A 15,709-nucleotide genomic window follows, 5' to 3' on the forward strand; every position below is an offset into this window, starting at 1 on the left:
CCTGGCGAAAACCCTGTACCCGGTCCACTGCTTAAGGTTCTCTTAGCACATCTTGATCGTGTCAGTGACCGATGCCCTAGTGCGCCACGCCTCACACAGGCCGGTTCCATCACATCGCACTCATCGAGGGGGTTAGCCTGGTAGGCGCATCAACGGATTCAAGATCGAGATCGAGACGGATAGAGGCGAGCCCAAGCCGTGTCCAGCAGCAGCCCTGCGTCACAGTTCGGCCCCAACGAGTGGCTGGTCGAAGAGATGTACGACCAGTTTCTCGCTGACCCATCTTCAGTCGATGCCGCGTGGCACGACTTCTTCGCGGACTTCAAGCCGACGCAGAACGCTCAGACCAAGGCGGACAACGCCCGGCAGCAGCAGGCCGGCGCCAAGCCCGCGACCAACGGACAGGCCACGGCGCCGTCGACGAAGGCGGTGCAGAACGCGGAGTCCGCGGCCAAGCAGACGTCGACGCCCGCCACCACCACCGCGCCCGCCAAGCCGGCTCCGAAGCCCGCCGCGACCGCGGCGAGCGCCTCGAAGACCGCGCCCAAGGCCGCGTCGAGCAGCCCGGCCAAGACCGAGGTGAAGCCGCAGGCCAAGGACGAACCGGAGTCGAAGCAGCTCCGCGGCGCCGCGGCGGCGATCGCCAAGAACATGGACGCGTCGCTGTCCGTGCCGACCGCGACCAGCGTGCGCGCGGTCCCGGCGAAGCTGATGGCCGACAACCGCATCGTCATCAACAACCACCTCAAGCGCACCCGCGGTGGCAAGATCTCCTTCACGCACCTCATCGGCTTCGCCATGGTGCGGGCGCTGAAGGACTACCCGAACCTGAACCGGCACTACCAGCAGATCGACGGCAAGCCGTTCGCGATCACGCCGGAGCACGTCAACTTCGGGCTCGCCATCGACATGAAGGGCAAGGACGGCTCCCGCAACCTCGTCGTGGCCTCGGTCAAGAACGTCGGGGACATGTCGTTCCTGCAGTTCTGGCAGGCCTACGAGGACATCGTCAAGAAGGCCCGCAACAACAAGCTGACCGCGGACGACTTCGCCGGCACCACCATCTCGCTGACCAACCCGGGCGGCATCGGCACCAACCACTCGGTGCCGCGCCTGCAGGCCGGCCAGGGCGCGATCATCGGCGTCGGCGCCATGCAGTACCCGGCGGCGTTCGAGGGCACCAGCGAGAAGACGCTGGTCGACCTCGGCATCAGCAAGATCATGACGCTGACCTCGACCTACGACCACCGCATCATCCAGGGTGCGGAGTCCGGCGAGTTCCTCAAGCGCATCCACCAGCTGCTGCTCGGCGAAGACGGCTTCTACGACGACGTCTTCACCAGCCTGCGCCTGCCGTACGAGCCGATCCGCTGGGTCGCCGACATCCCCGAGGGCCCGGTCGACAAGACCGCCCGCGTGATCGAGCTGATCGACGCGTTCCGGATGCGCGGTCACCTGATGGCCGACACGGACCCGCTGAACTACCGCCAGCGCAGCCACGCCGACCTCGACGTGCTGAGCCACGGCCTCACCCTGTGGGACCTGGACCGCGAGTTCCCGGTCGGCGGCTTCGCCGGCCAGGAGCGGATGAAGCTGCGCGACATCCTCGGCGTGCTGCGCAACTCGTACTGCCGCACCGTCGGCATCGAGTACACGCACATCCTCGACCCCGAGGAGCGCCGCTGGATCCAGGAGCGCGTCGAGATCCCGCACGAGAAGCCGGACCCCGCGGTCCAGAAGTACGTGCTCTCGAAGCTGAACGCCGCCGAGGCGTTCGAGACGTTCCTGCAGACCAAGTACGTCGGCCAGAAGCGGTTCAGCCTCGAAGGCGGCGAGACGGCGATCCCGCTGCTCGACACCCTGCTGGACAAGGCCGCCGAGCACGAGCTCGACGAGGTCGTCATCGGCATGCCGCACCGCGGCCGGCTCAACGTGCTGGCCAACATCGTCGGCAAGCCGATCTCGCAGATCTTCCAGGAGTTCGAGGGCAACCTCGACCCGGGCCAGGCGCACGGCTCCGGTGACGTGAAGTACCACCTCGGTGCCGAGGGCAAGTACTTCCGGATGTTCGGCGACGGCGAGACGAAGGTGTCGCTGACGGCGAACCCGTCGCACCTGGAGACCGTGGACCCGGTGCTCGAGGGCATCGTCCGCGCGAAGCAGGACCTCCTGGACAAGGGCGGCGAGGGCTACACCGTGCTGCCGGTCCTGATGCACGGCGACGCGGCCTTCGCGGGCCAGGGCGTCGTCGCCGAGACGCTGAACCTGTCGCTGCTGCGCGGGTACCGCACCGGCGGCACCGTGCACGTGATCGTCAACAACCAGGTCGGCTTCACCACCGCGCCGGAGCACTCGCGCTCCAGCCAGTACGCCACCGACGTCGCGAAGATGATCGGCTCGCCGATCTTCCACGTGAACGGCGACGACCCGGAGGCCGCGCACTGGGTGGCCAAGCTGGCCGTCGAGTACCGGCAGGCGTTCCACAAGGACGTCGTGATCGACCTGATCTGCTACCGCCGCCGCGGGCACAACGAGGGCGACGACCCCTCGATGACGCAGCCGGCGATGTACGACATCATCGACACGAAGCGCTCGGTCCGGAAGGGCTACACCGAGTCGCTGATCGGCCGCGGCGACATCTCCGTCGAGGAGGCCGAGGCCGCGCTGCGCGACTTCTCGAGCCAGCTGGAGCACGTCTTCAACGAGGTCCGCGAGCTGGAGAAGCACCCGGCGAAGGCGAGCCCCTCGGTCGAGGAGGAGCAGCAGGTCCCGGCGAAGGTGACGACGTCGATCAGCAGCGAGACGCTGGAGCACATCGGCGACGCGTTCGTGAACGTGCCCGAGGGCTTCACGCCGCACCCGCGCGTCAAGCCGGTCATGGAGCGCCGCCACAAGATGTCGCGTGAAGGCGACATCGACTGGGCGTTCGGCGAGCTGCTGGCGTTCGGGTCCCTCGCGCTGGAAGGCCGGCTCATCCGGCTGTCCGGCCAGGACTCGCGGCGCGGCACGTTCACCCAGCGGCACTCGGTGTTCATCGACCGCAAGACGGGCCAGGAGTACTCGCCGCTGCAGAACCTGGCCGACGGCCAGGGCCGCGTGATGATCTACGACTCGGCGCTGTCGGAGTACGCGGCCGTCGGTTTCGAGTACGGCTACTCGGTGGCGAACTCCGAGGCGCTCGTGATGTGGGAAGCGCAGTTCGGTGACTTCGTCAACGGCGCGCAGACCGTCATCGACGAGTACATCTCCTCGGGCGAGGCCAAGTGGGGCCAGCGCTCCGACGTCGTGCTGCTGCTGCCGCACGGCCACGAGGGCCAGGGCCCGGACCACACCTCCGGCCGCATCGAGCGCTTCCTGGCGCTGTGCGCCGAAGGTTCGATGACCGTCGCGGTGCCCTCCACCCCGGCGAACTACTTCCACCTGCTGCGCCGGCACGCCCTCGACGGCATCCAGCGCCCGCTGGTCGTCTTCACGCCGAAGTCGATGCTGCGCAACAAGGCCGCGACGTCGGCGACCGCCGACTTCACCGGCCAGTCCCGGTTCATGTCCGTCATCGACGACGTGACGCCGGACCCGGCGAAGGTTCGCAAGGTGCTGCTGACCTCCGGGAAGCTGTACTGGGAGCTGGTGGCGGAGCGGACGAAGCGCGAGGCGGACGACGTCGCGATCGTGCGGATCGAGCAGTACTACCCGCTGCCGAAGAAGAAGCTGCTGGCGGCGCTGGAGCGCTACACCAACGCGACGCAGGTCGCGTGGGTCCAGGAAGAGCCGGAAAACCAGGGTGGGTGGCCGTTCTTCGGCCTGAACCTGCCCCGGAAGTTCCCGGAGGTGCTCTCGGGCCTGCAGGTCGTCTCACGGCGTCCGATGGCGGCGCCGTCGGCCGGCTCGTCGAAGGTCCACGAGGTGGAGCAGAAGGCGCTGATCTCGAAGGCGTTCGACTGACCGCTTGACCACGGCGAAGGCCCCCGCACCACGGTGTGGGGGCCTTCGTCGTCGTGGGCGGGGCCGGTCAGACGGTCAGCGACCAGGTGTCGATGCGCCCGGTGTCGGCCGACGCGACGTCCTGGACGCGCAGCGTCCAGGTGCCGTTCGCGGCTTCGCCGGAGACGTTCGCGCTGTAGGTCGTGTTGATGTTGTCGGACGAGTCACTGCCGGAGTTCTTCAGCCGGTACGCGGAACCGTCCGGCGCGACCAGGTCGATCACCAGGTCGCCGACGTAGGTGTGGACGATGTGGACCTCCACCGCCGACGTCGCCGACGCGTTGCGCGCGCAGCCCGAGACGCTCACGCTGCTGGTCACCGCGGCGCCGCGGTCGGGGATGGCGACGTCGGTGCCGTTGGTGACCGTGCCGCAGGTCGGCGGCGGGGTGGTGCCGGTGCCCGTGTAGAGCAGGACGTTCGGCGAGCCCGTGCCCGGGCTGGTCACCTTCCCCGTGGTGCCGTTCGCGACGAGCGCGTCGCGGACCTGCTGCGGCGTCGCGCCCGGGTTGGCGGCCAGGTACAGCGCCGCCGCGCCGACGACGTGCGGGGTCGCCATCGACGTCCCGCTGATCGTGTTCGTGGCGGTGGTGCTGCCGATCCACGACGACGTGATGCCGCTGCCCGGCGCGAAGATGTCGAGACAGGTGCCGATGTTGGAGTAGCTCGCCCGGGCGTCGGTGGACGTCGTCGCACCGACCGTGATGCCCGCCGGGACGCGGCCCGGGGAGCCGTTGCACGCGTTGGCGCCGTTGTCGTTGCCCGCCGCGAGGCCGTAGGTGACGCCCGACGCGATCGAGCGCTGGACGGCGGCGTCCAGCGTGCTCGACGCGCCACCGCCGAGGCTCATGTTGGCCACCGCGGGCTTGATCGCGTTCGCCGTCACCCAGTCGACGCCGGCGATCACGCCCGCCGTCGTGCCGGAACCGCTGCAGTTCAGCACCCGGACGCCGACCAGCTTGACCTCCTTGGCCAGGCCGTACTGCGCGCCGCCGATGGTGCCGGCGACGTGCGTGCCGTGCCCCTGGCAGTCGGTGGCGTCGCTGTCGTTGTCGACGAAGTCGTAGCCCGATGTCGCGCGCCCACCGAAGGTGCTGTGCGTCAGGTTGATGCCGGTGTCGATGACGTACGCGCGCACGGTCGACGCCGTGGTGCTGTAGCTGTACTTCTGGTCCAGCGGCAGGTTCCGCTGGTCGACCCGGTCCAGGCCCCACGACGGCGGGTTCAGCTGGTCGGCGCTCGCCCGCACGACCCGGTTCTGCTCCACAAAGGACACATCGGGATCGGCCGCGACGCGCTTGGCCTGCGCCTCGGACATCGCGGCGGTGAAGCCGTGCAGGGCCGCCGAGAACGTCCGCTCGACGGTGCCGCCGTGCCGGCCGGTGACGCCCTGGGCCGTGCCGCCCTTGAGCACGACGATGTAGCTGTCCTTGACGGCGTCGGCGCCGCCGGCGCCGGCGATCGTGCCTTCCCGCGCGGTCGCGACGGCGGTGCCGCCCAGGACGGTCACCGCCGAGACCGCTGCCACCACACCGATTCTCCTGAAGATTCCCCGAGAGCTCCGCAAGGTTTCGTCCCTTCTGGGCAGGGGTGAAAGGTGCCCGAACTGTAGGTCGACCCTGGTCAAAATAGGAAGATCGACCTGTTTGTCCGGTTTCGGAACCACTCGAACGGTCCCCTACCAAAGTCGGCCGGAAAACTGCGTCGCCCCGAACCGCGTCCCACGGCATGCTGACGGTCATGCTCATCCGCCGCGAGACACCCGGTGACCAGGCCGCCGTCCACTCGGTGCACGCCGAAGCCTTCCGCCGCGAACCGGGCGTGACTCCCGTCGAAGCCCCGCTCGTCGACGACCTGCGCGCCGACGGGGACCTGATCGGCGCGTTGTCGTTCGTCGCGGTCCGCGACGGCGAGGTCGTCGGGCACGTCTGCTGCAGCCCGGCGCGGCTCGGCGACGACACCGGCGTCTCGGTCGGCCTCGGCCCGCTCGGCGTACGGCCCGCGCACCACCGCGACGGCGTCGGTTCGGCGCTGGTGCACACGGTGCTCGGCGCGGCGGACGCCCTGGGCTACGGCCTCGTCGTGCTGCTCGGCGACCCCGGCTACTACTCGCGCTTCGGGTTCGTCCTCGCGGCGACGCTCGGCGTCACGCCGCCGGAACCGGGCTGGGCCGGGCACTTCCAGGCCCGCCCGCTCGCGGCGTACCAAGCCACGCACCAGGGCGCGTTCACCTACGCGCCGGCCTTTTCCCGCATCTGAACAGGAGCCCGCACGCATGTACGCACCCCGTTCGTCGGTCGGTGTCCGGATCAACCGCGAGCAGCCGCCGTCCCGGCTGCGTGAGCTGGCGCGGCAGGCCGAGGCCGCCGGGCTCGACGAGCTGTGGCTGGTCGAGGACTGCTTCTGGGCGGCCGGGATCTCGACGGTCGCCACGGCACTGGAGACGACGTCGACGATCAAGATCGGCATCGGCGTGATGCCGGTGGTGGCGCGCAACCCGGCGATCGCGGCGATGGAGCTCGCGGCGCTGGCGGAGCTGCACCCGGGCCGGCTGATCGCCGGCTTCGGCCACGGCGTGCCGGCGTGGATGAAGCAGATCGGCGCGTACCCGGCGTCCCCGCTCGCGGCGCTGGAGGAGACGCTCGTCGCGGTCCGGCGCCTGCTGGCGGGCGACCGGGTCTCGGTGTCCGGGCGGTACGTCTCGCTGGACGAGGTGGAGCTGGTGTTCCCGCCGGCGTCGCCGCCGCCCCTGGTCGCGGGCGTCCGCCGGCCGAAGTCGCTGGCGATCGCGGGCGCGACGGCGGACGGCACGATCCTCGCCGAGCCGTCCCCGCCGGAGTACGTCCGCTCGGCGCTCGCGGCCATCGCCCCGGGACGCGAGCGGGACGGCGCCCCGGCGAGCCACACAGTGGTGACGTACAACTGGCTGGCCCTGGGCGACCCCGAACGGGCGCGGCTGACGGTGGCGGAGTCGCTGACGCCGGGCGCGCGGGTGCAGGTCCAGGACCTGCCGTTCGCCGACGAGCTGCTGGCGCTCGTGGACTCGGCGTCCACAGTGGACGAACTGGCGGCGGGCCTGCGTCCGGAGTGGATCGAGCAGCTGGCCGTCTGCGGCGACCTGGCCTCGTGCGTGGCCCGCGTCCGCGCCCTGCACGAAGCCGGCAGCGGCTCGGTGGTCCTGCTGCCGCTGCCGGAGGAGCCGCCGGAGGAAGGCATCGAGGCCGCGGGCCGGGTGGCGGCCGCCCTGCGCGCCTGACGGCCACCGGTCGTCCACAGCCCGGCCGCAATGTGGACGACCAGGCCGGGCCGAAGCGGATTCCGACCTGCGTCGGACACCCCCCGAAGAGGGCTGGGACCCGGCAAGGTCGGTTCGAGCGTCCGCCTGCCGCGAGAAGACGGGGCTGCCCGCCGGAAAAGGGGTTCGCCGGGCGCGGGCCGCGTGTCAGGATCGGCCCATGCCCGTCGACCCGCACCTCCTGCTGGCCTTCGTCGTCACCACCGTGATCGCGATGGTCGTGCCGGGGCCGGACATGTTGTTCGTCCTCGGCTGCGGCATGCGCGGCGGTCCGCGCGCCGGGCTGCTCGCCACCGCGGGGGTCGCCACCAGTGAGGCGATCCACGTCGCCGTCGCCGCGGCCGGGCTGGCCGCGCTGTTCGCCGCCGTGCCCGTCGCCTTCACCGTCGTGCGGGTCGTCGGTGCCGCTTACCTCATCTACCTCGGCATCCAGACCATCCGGAAGCGCCGGAGCCTCCCCGACGACACCGCACCCAGCACCAAGCGCGCCTACCTCTCCGGGCTGCTGACCAACCTGCTGAACCCGAAGATGGTCACCTTCACCATCGCGTTCCTCCCGCAGTTCGTCGACCCGGCGCTCGGGCGCATCGGGCTGCAGTTCGCGATCCTCGGCGCGATCATGATCGTGTTCGAGTTCCTCGTCGACGGCGCCGTCGGCGTCCTCGCCGGCCGCATCGGCAGCTGGCTGCGCCGCAAGCGCAAGGCCCGCCGGCGCCTGGAGGTCGCCACCGGCGGCATCTTCATCGGCCTCGGCGTCCGGCTGGCTCTCGACCACTGACCGGGAGGTAGCGCCTGCGCTACCTCGAAGTCGGCGGCCGGCCCCAGGGTGGGGCGCCCGGACCTCGGCCAGGATCCTTTCCATGACCAGGAACCGGAAAACCACGGCCGTCCTCGCCGTCGCGGCCATCGCGACCGGCGCGCTCTTCGCCCCGGCGACCGCCGAAGCGGCCCAGCCCGGCCCCGTCCGCGCGCTGACGCAGGCGGCGCATCCCCTGCGCACCACCGAACCCGGCCGGGACACCGCCGATCTGCGGGCCCTGGGCGCGATGATCGGCGACGCCCAGGTGACCGGCCTCGGCGAGGCGACCCACGGCTCGCACGAGTTCTTCGCCATGAAGGAGCGGCTCTTCCGCTACCTCGTGGAGCAGAAGGGCTTCACCACCTTCGCCCTCGAAGTGAGCTGGTCCGCGGGCCTGAAGATCGACGAGTTCGTCCAGACCGGCACCGGTGACGCGCACACGGTCGCCAAGGCCGCGCTCGCCGGCTCGCCGTGGGACCGCGAGGAGTTCGTCCACCTCATCGAGTGGATGCGCGACCACAACCGCGCCCACCCCGCCCGGCCCGTCCACTTCCTCGGCGACGACCTCGGCGCCCCGACGCTCGACGACGCGTTCTTCGGCCGGGTGACCGGTTACGTCCAGCGGACCCACCCCGAGTCACTGGCCCGGCTGAACGAGCTCTACACCGGCCTGCGCCCGATCGACGACGTCTTCGCCTACGTCGCCAAGCCGCTCGCGGAGCGGCAGCGGCTCGCGGCCCAGGCCCAGGAGGCCCTCGATCTGGTGCAGAGCTTCGGCGACGACTGGGCCGCGCAGAACGCCCGGTCCATCGCCCAGACCACGAAGTTCCTCACGATCGACCTCACCGACCCGGCCTCGGTGGCGACGTCCCAGCGCTTCCGCGACGAGGTGATGGCGCAGAACGTCGTGTGGTGGCAACGCCACACCGGTGCCAAGATCCTGCTGTCGGCCCACAACGGCCACGTCGGCTACGCGTCCGGTGATCCCGCGCGGTACCCCAAGACGCAGGGCTCGTTCCTGCGCGACACGCTGGGCGCGAACTACGTCGCCACCGGCTTCACCTTCGACCGCGGTTCGTTCCTGTCACAGGACGAAGCCGGTACCTGGCAGAAGTTCACGGTCGGCGCCGCCGGCCCCGGATCGAACGAGGACACCCTCGACCAGGTCCGCTACCAGGACTACTACCTCGACATCCGGACCGCCCCGGCCGCGGCGCGCGCCTGGCTGGACGTCGCCCGCCCGACGTACGACATCGGGACGGCGTTCCCCGTCGACCCGGCGGACATCGCGCTCGCGCGGTCCTACGACCTGCTCATCCACCTTCACGACGTGCGCGAAGCGGCGATGGCTAGGACTTGAGGTTGTTGCGGGCCAGGAAGTCTTCGGCGATGTCGAGGGGGTTGCGCTTCTCCTCGGTGAACTCGACGTTCAGCTGGGTGAGCTGGTCGGTGGTCAGCGCCGCCGACACCCGGTTCAGCGCCGCGGCTTCCTGCTCCGACAGCGTCCCCTTGGCGATGAGCGGCACGATGTTCTGCGCCGGGAACATGTTCTTGTCGTCGGTGAGCGGCACGAACCCGTTCGCGGCGATCGTCGACGATGTGCTGAACAGGTCCGCGACCTGGACGTCGCCGGACTTGAGCGCCGCCACCGTCACCGGGCCGCCGGTGTCGGTGGTCCGGATCTCCTTGAACTCGCAGCCGTAGAGCGTCTTGATCTTGTCCTTCCAGCGGCTGCTCCACTGGCCCGGGCCGCCGAACACCAGCTCGCCGCAGCGCTTTCCCAGGTCGGAGAACGTCTTGACGCCGGAATCCGCCAGCTGCTTGCCGACGACGAGCAGGTCCTTGTCCTCGGCCGGCGCCTGGTCCAGCACCTCGAACCCGGCGGGCACCTTGGCCTTCAGCTGCGTGTAGACGTCTTCCGGCTTCGTCGCCTGGGTGTCCTTGTCGAAGTACCGCAACAGGTTCCCGCTGTAGTCCGGCACGACCGACAGCGACTTGTCCTGCAGTGCCTTGACGACGACCTCGCGGCTGCCGACCGGCGGCCGCACGGTGACGTTCGTGGCCCCCGCGTTCTTCAGCGCCCCGGCGTAGATCTGGGCCAGCAGCAGGCTTTCGCCGACGTCGGACGCGCCGATGATGATGTCGCCGTTCGAGCCGCCCTCGCCACCACCCGCCAGCGGATTTCCGCAGCCCGCGACCAGCAGCGCGGCAGCGGCGAGGAGAGCCAGCCGTTTCATGCGGTCACCTTCTTGCCGGTCGCCGCGGCCGTCGCCAGCCGGACGCCCTTGGGCACCAGCGCGCGGTTCAGCAGCGCGAACAGGACGTCGAGCACGATCGCCAGCAGCGTGGTGAGCAGCGCGCCGGCGATCACCTCCGAATAGTCCAAAATGGCCAGTCCGTCGAGCAGGAACCGGCCCAGGCCACCGAGTCCGACGTACGCGGCCACCGCGGCGGTCGCCACGAGCTGCAGCACGGCGTTGCGGATGCCGCCCAGGACCAGCGGCAGCGAGATCGGCACCTCGACCTTCCAGAGCCGCTGCCAGCCGGTCATCCCGACGCCCTCGGCGGCGTCGACGACGCCGTGGTCGGTCGCCTGCAGCCCGGCGTACGTGCCGGCCAGGATCGGCGGCACGGCCAGCACGACCAGGCCGATGATCGTCGAGGTGACGCTCTCGGTGAAGAGCAGGAACAGGAACGTGACCAGACCCAGCGTCGGCAGCGCGCGGATCGCGTTGCCGACGCTCACCAGCGCGACGCCGCCGCGTCCGGTGTGGCCGACGAACAGCCCCAGCGGGACGGCGATCACGAGCGAGATCACCAGCGCCAGCACCGTGTAGCCGAGGTGCTCCAGCAGCCGCTGCGGGATGCCGTCCGGGCCGGACCAGTGCGCCGGGTCGCCGAACCAGTGGAAGAGATCGGTGATCATGCGACGGCCACCCCCGTGTTCCCGGCGCGTTCCCAGGGTGTCAGCAGGTTCCGCAGGCCGACGAGCAGCAGGTCGACGACCAGGGCGAGCACCAGCGTGAGCACGATGCCGACGACGATCGGCGAGAAGTACTCGCGCTGGAAGCCGTCGGTGAACAGCACGCCGAGGCCGCCGGTGCCGATCAGCGCGCCGACGCTGACCAGGCTGATGTTGCTGACCGACGCCACCCGCACGCCGGCCGCGAGCACCGGCACCGCCAGCGGCAGCTCGACGGCGAAGAACTTGCGCACCGGCTTGTAGCCGACGGCGGTGGCCGCGGCGATCACCGACGGTGCCACCGCGTCCAGCGCGTCGAGCACCGGGCGGACCAGCAGCGCGGTGGTGTAGATCGTCAGCGCGACGACGACGTTGATGCTGTCCAGGATCTTCGACCCGATCAGGCCGGGGATGACGACGAACAGCGCGAGCGACGGGATCGTGTAGAGCAGGTTGGCCAGCACCATGAGCACCGACCGCGCGGGCGCCCAGCGGTGGCCGAACCAGCCGGCCGCGATCGCCAGCACGATCCCGATGACCAGCGGCAGCAGCGCGAGGTAGATGTGGTCGCCGAGGTCGCCGAGGATCTGCTCGCGGTTGTTGCCGCTGCCCAGGTACGTCCCGAGCTCGTCGAAGAAGCTCATGACGCCTGCGGGGTCGCCTCGATCACATCGAGCACTTGCCGAGCGAGCACGCCGCCGAGCACGCGGTGGTCGTCGTCGACGACCACGCCGAGGCTGGCGGGCGACGACAGCGCGGCGTCGAGCGCGCCGCGGATCGGGGTGCCGCGGATCCACAGGGAACCACCGGCGACGAGGTCGTCTTCGGACAGTTCGCCGTCCACTGTGGAGTTCGGCGGCAGCCAGCCGCGCGGCTGCTTCTCGGCGTTGACGACCAGGCGCCAGCCGTCGCTCGCCGGCACCGAAGAGCCGATCTCGACGAGCTCGAGGTCCTTGATCTCGACGCCGTCGGCGGAGAGGAACGACAGGCCGCGGTAGCCGCGGTCGCGGCCGACGAACGACGAGACGAAGTCGTCCACCGGGTGGCGCAGGACGTCGGCGGGGGTGCCGTACTGGGCGAGCTTGCCGCCGACCCGCAGCACCGCGACCTTGTCGCCGAGCCGGACGGCCTCGTCGATGTCGTGCGTGACGAACACGATCGTCTTGCCCAGCTGCGACTGCAGCCGCAGCAGCTCGTCCTGCAGGCCTTCGCGCACCACCGGGTCGACCGCGGAGAACGGCTCGTCCATCAGCAGCACCGGCGAGTCCGCGGCGAGCGCGCGGGCGACGCCGACACGCTGCTGCTGGCCACCGGAAAGCTGGGCCGGGTACCGCTTGCCGACCTCGACCGGCAGGCCGATGGTCTCGAGCAGCTCGGCCGCCCGCTTGCGCGCCTTCGCCTTGTCCCAGCCCGACAGCAGGGGCACGGTGGCGATGTTGTCCAGGACCGTCCTGTGTGGAAAGAGGCCGGCGTGCTGGATGACGTAGCCGATGCCGCGGCGCAGCAGCGCCGGGTCGCCCTCGGCGACGTCCTTGCCGTCCAGCAGCACCTGGCCGCCGGTGGGCTCGATCATCCGGTTGATCATCCGCAGCGACGTCGTCTTGCCGCAGCCGGACGGGCCGACGAACACGGTGATCGTGCCGTCCTCGACCGTCAGGTTCAGCTTGTCGACGGCGACCGTCCCATCGGGATACTGCTTGGTCACGTCGCGGAATTCGATCGTCACTTGCCCACTCCCCGTGTCAGGTCCGTTCGACGGTAGCCGAGTCGGCGGTGGTTGGCACGCTGTTCCGGCAGGTGGGGACCAGGCGCCTAAGCTCGTGGCCCGTGAAGGCACTCGACGACGTCCTCGCCGCCCACGGCGTCGGCGTCCGCCCGTTGTACCGCGTCATCGACCTACTGCGCACCGGCGACCACGACCTCGGTGAGCTGGTCCGGCTGAGCACCGCGCCGCGGCGCAGCGTGGAGGACGTCCTCGCGGCACTGGGCGACGACCTCGACCGCAGCGGCGACCGGCTGCGCCTGTCTCCCGGCGTCGCCGCGTCGTACCTGCAGTACAGCGTCCCCCGCTACGCCGACCCGCTCGACGAAGCCGTGGCCACGCACGAGTTGCTGCCGAAGGTCGCCGAGTGGGTGGCCGAGGTGCCGGCGCCGCTGGCCGCGCTCGACCACGTCCAGGCCACGCCGGAGACGGTGCTGCGCCGCGCGCTGTGGCTGGACGCGCGCTACGACCTGGCGTCCGCGCGCCTGCTGTTCCTCGGTGACCACGACCTGACGTCGCTGGCCGTACGGGCGGTCTGCCCGGCGGCGGACCTGACCGTCGTCGACCTCGACGAGCGCGTCCTCGCCTACCTGGACGACCGCGGTGCCGGGGACATCAGGACCGCGCACGCGGACCTGCGCGTCGGCCTGCCGCCCGCCGTGGCCGGGCGCGCCGACCTGGTGTTCAGCGACCCGCCGTACACCCCGGAGGGGATGGGCCTGTTCGCCGCGCGCGGGGTGCAGGCGCTGCGGGAGCCGAGCGAGGGGCGGCTGCTGTTCGCGTACGGCTACAGCCCGCGGCACCCGGCGCTGGGCGCGCAGGTGCAGCGCTCGCTGGCCACGCTCGGGCTGACGTTCGAGGCGATCCTGCCGGGCTTCAACAGCTACTTCGGCGCGCAGGCGATCGGCAGCGCGGCGGACCTGTACGTCTGCCAGCCGACGGCGAAGGCCAGGAAAGTCCGCAGCGGCAAGGCGATCTACACGCACGGGCCGCAGTCGGTCGAGGCGGCCGGGACGAAACCGGCACTGCTGGAGAAGCTGAAGGAGATCGCCGTCGCGAGCGGGCTCTCGTTCGAGTCACGCCCGGTGGACTGGTCGATCTCCGGCCCCGAGGGCGACGCGGTCGCGATGGACCTCTCGGCCGACCCCGGCCCGTGGCTGCTGCGCGCGCTCCTGGGCACGAACGCCCGCCGGCTCGCGCTGCTGCTGCCGAACGCGCACCCGGACCTGGCGGACCAGGCGTCCCAGACGGCGCTTGCGGCGCTGGTCGCGGGCAAGTACACCCTGCGGTACCTGCGGAGCACGCCGGACAACCGGCACGCCGTGGTCGTCGCGGACGCGGTGGAGCACCAGAGCGAGGTGCTGACCCGTGCCCACGCCCGCCTGGCGAACGTCTCCCTGGACGTCCCGCCGGACCTCCAGGACCTGCGCCTGGTCGACGTCCCCCGCCACCGCTTGCCGGCTCTGCTGGGTCTCTGAACACGCCAAAAGCGGCACTTTCACGTGAAAGTGCCGCTTTTGACGGTGACTGTCAGGCCGTGACGCCGTCCGCTTCCGCGGCCTTCGCCACCGCGGCCGCGACCTCGGGGGCCACGCGCGGGTCGAGCGGGCTCGGGACGATGCGGTCCGGGCCCAGGTCGTCCATCGCGACCGAGACGATCGCCTCGGCGGCCGCCAGCTTCATGTTCTCCGTGATCGCCCGGGCGCCGGAGTCCAGCGCGCCGCGGAAGACGCCGGGGAACGCCAGCACGTTGTTGATCTGGTTCGGGAAGTCGCTGCGGCCGGTGGCCACGATCGACGCGTAGCGCGCCGCGACGTCCGGGTGGACCTCCGGGTCCGGATTGGACAGTGCGAACACGATGCCGCCGCCCGCCATCCGGCCGAGCAGCGTCTCGTCGATCGTCGCGCCGGACAGGCCGAGGAAGACGTCGGCGCCTTCGAGGGCGTCGGCGAGCGAACCGCGGAGACCGGCCTTGTTGGTCGTCGAGGCCAGCTGCTCCTTGATCGGGTTCAGGCCGTCGCGGCCGGTGTGGATGATGCCGCGCGAGTCGAGCACGGTGACGTCGCCGATGCCGGCCTCCTGCAGGATCCGCGCGCAGGCCACCCCGGCCGCGCCGGCGCCGGAGATGACCACGCGCTGGTCGGCGATCGCCCGGTCCAGCACCAGGTTCGCGCCGCGCAACGCGGCCAGCGTGACGATCGCCGTGCCGTGCTGGTCGTCGTGCATGACCGGGCAGTCGAGCGCTTCCTTGAGCTTGTCCTCCAGCTCGAAGCAGCGCGGCGCGGAGACGTCCTCGAGGTTGACCGCGCCGTACGACGGACGCAGCCGGACCAGGGTTTCGACGATTTCGTCGACGTCGGTGGTGTCCAGCACCAGCGGGATCGAGTCGAGGCCGCCGAAGGTCTTGAAGAGCACGGACTTGCCCTCCATGACCGGCAGGGACGCGCTGGCGCCGATGTCGCCGAGGCCGAGCACCGCGGTCCCGTCGCTCACCACCACGACCAGCCGGTCCGCCCACGTGTACCGCTTGGCCTTGGCGGCGTCCTCCGCGATCGCGCGGCTCACCTTCGCCACACCGGGGGTGTAGGCGATCGAAAGGTCACGCGGGCTGGAAATCGGGCGGGTGGCCGCCACCGAGAGCTTGCCGCCCTCGTGCCCGGTGAAGATCTCTTCGTCGGTGACCGGCGCAACAGTGCCGGTGGGGTCGTTCATGGGGTTTCCTGTCGTCGTTTCCGGCTTTCCCTCAGTAGGAATGACGGAACTCGCGGTTCGAACGTGGGTCACTCGGATTCTCCTGGGCCTGCGAGCGGGGGGACCAGGCAGCAGGCGAAGGCACGCCCTCTGACCTGGGCTCATCCTCCGGCACGGCAGCCCAGCGCGGTAGCGCCGGCCTGTCGGCGAAGCGTCTCGTCG

Annotated in this window: 12 protein-coding genes; 6 read left to right on the forward strand and 6 right to left on the reverse strand. The window is 70.7% G+C overall.

From position 1 onward, the window contains the following. Nucleotides 1-198 precede the first annotated feature (198 nt). The gene (locus OHS58_RS29620; RefSeq protein WP_328644729.1) at nucleotides 199-3,942 is read left to right on the forward strand and encodes a multifunctional oxoglutarate decarboxylase/oxoglutarate dehydrogenase thiamine pyrophosphate-binding subunit/dihydrolipoyllysine-residue succinyltransferase subunit; all 3,744 of its coding nucleotides are present in this window, start codon (nucleotides 199-201) and stop codon (nucleotides 3,940-3,942) included. Between the two features lie 67 nt (nucleotides 3,943-4,009). On the opposite strand, the gene OHS58_RS29625 is transcribed toward OHS58_RS29620, so the two are convergent. After that, entirely contained in the window at nucleotides 4,010-5,515 is a 1,506-nt protein-coding gene (locus OHS58_RS29625) for a S8 family peptidase (RefSeq protein ID WP_328649877.1), read from the reverse strand. A gap of 203 nt (nucleotides 5,516-5,718) precedes the next feature. Here OHS58_RS29625 and OHS58_RS29630 point away from each other — a divergent pair, with 203 nt between their 5' ends. The 4 genes from OHS58_RS29630 to OHS58_RS29645 all read left to right on the forward strand — a co-directional run bounded on the left by OHS58_RS29630 (nucleotide 5,719) and on the right by OHS58_RS29645 (nucleotide 9,432). Beyond that, nucleotides 5,719-6,237, forward strand: a complete 519-nt coding sequence (locus OHS58_RS29630) for a GNAT family N-acetyltransferase (protein ID WP_328644730.1) — start codon at nucleotides 5,719-5,721, stop codon at nucleotides 6,235-6,237. Between the two features lie 16 nt (nucleotides 6,238-6,253). Further along, nucleotides 6,254-7,234, forward strand: a complete 981-nt coding sequence (locus OHS58_RS29635; RefSeq protein ID WP_328644731.1) for an LLM class flavin-dependent oxidoreductase — start codon at nucleotides 6,254-6,256, stop codon at nucleotides 7,232-7,234. Nucleotides 7,235-7,433: 199 nt separating this feature from the next. After that, complete coding sequence (locus tag OHS58_RS29640; protein ID WP_328644732.1) at nucleotides 7,434-8,051, forward strand: LysE family translocator; 618 nt, start codon at nucleotides 7,434-7,436, stop codon at nucleotides 8,049-8,051. Between the two features lie 82 nt (nucleotides 8,052-8,133). Then, on the forward strand, nucleotides 8,134-9,432 hold the full coding sequence (locus tag OHS58_RS29645) for an erythromycin esterase family protein (RefSeq protein WP_328644733.1): 1,299 nt from the start codon (nucleotides 8,134-8,136) through the stop codon (nucleotides 9,430-9,432). On the opposite strand, the gene OHS58_RS29650 is transcribed toward OHS58_RS29645, so the two are convergent. The 4 genes from OHS58_RS29650 to OHS58_RS29665 are packed head-to-tail and all read right to left on the reverse strand — an operon-like array spanning nucleotide 9,422 to nucleotide 12,760. Continuing rightward, nucleotides 9,422-10,309: an ABC transporter substrate-binding protein gene (locus tag OHS58_RS29650; protein WP_247057411.1), complete on the reverse strand. Its 888-nt coding sequence runs from the start codon at nucleotides 10,307-10,309 to the stop codon at nucleotides 9,422-9,424. The two genes, OHS58_RS29645 and OHS58_RS29650, sit on opposite strands and share 11 nt — an antisense overlap. Further along, on the reverse strand, nucleotides 10,306-10,998 hold the full coding sequence (locus OHS58_RS29655; protein WP_247057413.1) for an ABC transporter permease: 693 nt from the start codon (nucleotides 10,996-10,998) through the stop codon (nucleotides 10,306-10,308). The genes OHS58_RS29650 and OHS58_RS29655 overlap by 4 nt, the downstream gene beginning before the upstream one ends. After that, complete coding sequence (locus OHS58_RS29660; protein ID WP_328644734.1) at nucleotides 10,995-11,678, reverse strand: ABC transporter permease; 684 nt, start codon at nucleotides 11,676-11,678, stop codon at nucleotides 10,995-10,997. The genes OHS58_RS29655 and OHS58_RS29660 overlap by 4 nt, the downstream gene beginning before the upstream one ends. Next, nucleotides 11,675-12,760: an ABC transporter ATP-binding protein gene (locus OHS58_RS29665; RefSeq protein ID WP_247057417.1), complete on the reverse strand. Its 1,086-nt coding sequence runs from the start codon at nucleotides 12,758-12,760 to the stop codon at nucleotides 11,675-11,677. Before OHS58_RS29665 ends, OHS58_RS29660 begins: the two co-directional genes overlap by 4 nt. Before the next feature lie 101 nt (nucleotides 12,761-12,861). On the opposite strand from OHS58_RS29665, the gene OHS58_RS29670 reads away from it, so the two are divergent. Further along, a complete protein-coding gene (locus tag OHS58_RS29670) occupies nucleotides 12,862-14,274 on the forward strand; it encodes a bis-aminopropyl spermidine synthase family protein (RefSeq protein ID WP_326944259.1) in 1,413 nt (470 codons plus the stop codon). A gap of 52 nt (nucleotides 14,275-14,326) precedes the next feature. On the opposite strand, the gene OHS58_RS29675 is transcribed toward OHS58_RS29670, so the two are convergent. Further along, nucleotides 14,327-15,508 carry an NAD(P)-dependent malic enzyme gene (locus OHS58_RS29675; protein ID WP_328644735.1) on the reverse strand — a complete coding sequence of 394 codons (1,182 nt, stop codon included), beginning with the start codon at nucleotides 15,506-15,508 and terminating at the stop codon, nucleotides 14,327-14,329. Nucleotides 15,509-15,709: the final 201 nt, after the last annotated feature.

Origin of the sequence: Amycolatopsis sp. NBC_00348 (assembly GCF_036114655.1) — a bacterium.
In the GTDB taxonomy this organism is placed as follows: domain Bacteria; phylum Actinomycetota; class Actinomycetes; order Mycobacteriales; family Pseudonocardiaceae; genus Amycolatopsis.

Bases quoted from the DNA above. Each gene is read 5' to 3' on its own strand.
- OHS58_RS29630 (WP_328644730.1), top strand. From the start codon at position 5,719: ATGCTCATCCGCCGCGAGACACCCGGTGACCAGGCCGCCGTCCACTCG.
- OHS58_RS29635 (WP_328644731.1), top strand. From the start codon at position 6,254: ATGTACGCACCCCGTTCGTCGGTCGGTGTCCGGATCAACCGCGAGCAG.
- OHS58_RS29640 (WP_328644732.1), top strand. From the start codon at position 7,434: ATGCCCGTCGACCCGCACCTCCTGCTGGCCTTCGTCGTCACCACCGTG.
- OHS58_RS29645 (WP_328644733.1), top strand. From the start codon at position 8,134: ATGACCAGGAACCGGAAAACCACGGCCGTCCTCGCCGTCGCGGCCATC.
- OHS58_RS29650 (WP_247057411.1), bottom strand. From the start codon at position 10,309: ATGAAACGGCTGGCTCTCCTCGCCGCTGCCGCGCTGCTGGTCGCGGGC.
- OHS58_RS29655 (WP_247057413.1), bottom strand. From the start codon at position 10,998: ATGATCACCGATCTCTTCCACTGGTTCGGCGACCCGGCGCACTGGTCC.
- OHS58_RS29660 (WP_328644734.1), bottom strand. From the start codon at position 11,678: ATGAGCTTCTTCGACGAGCTCGGGACGTACCTGGGCAGCGGCAACAAC.
- OHS58_RS29675 (WP_328644735.1), bottom strand. From the start codon at position 15,508: ATGAACGACCCCACCGGCACTGTTGCGCCGGTCACCGACGAAGAGATC.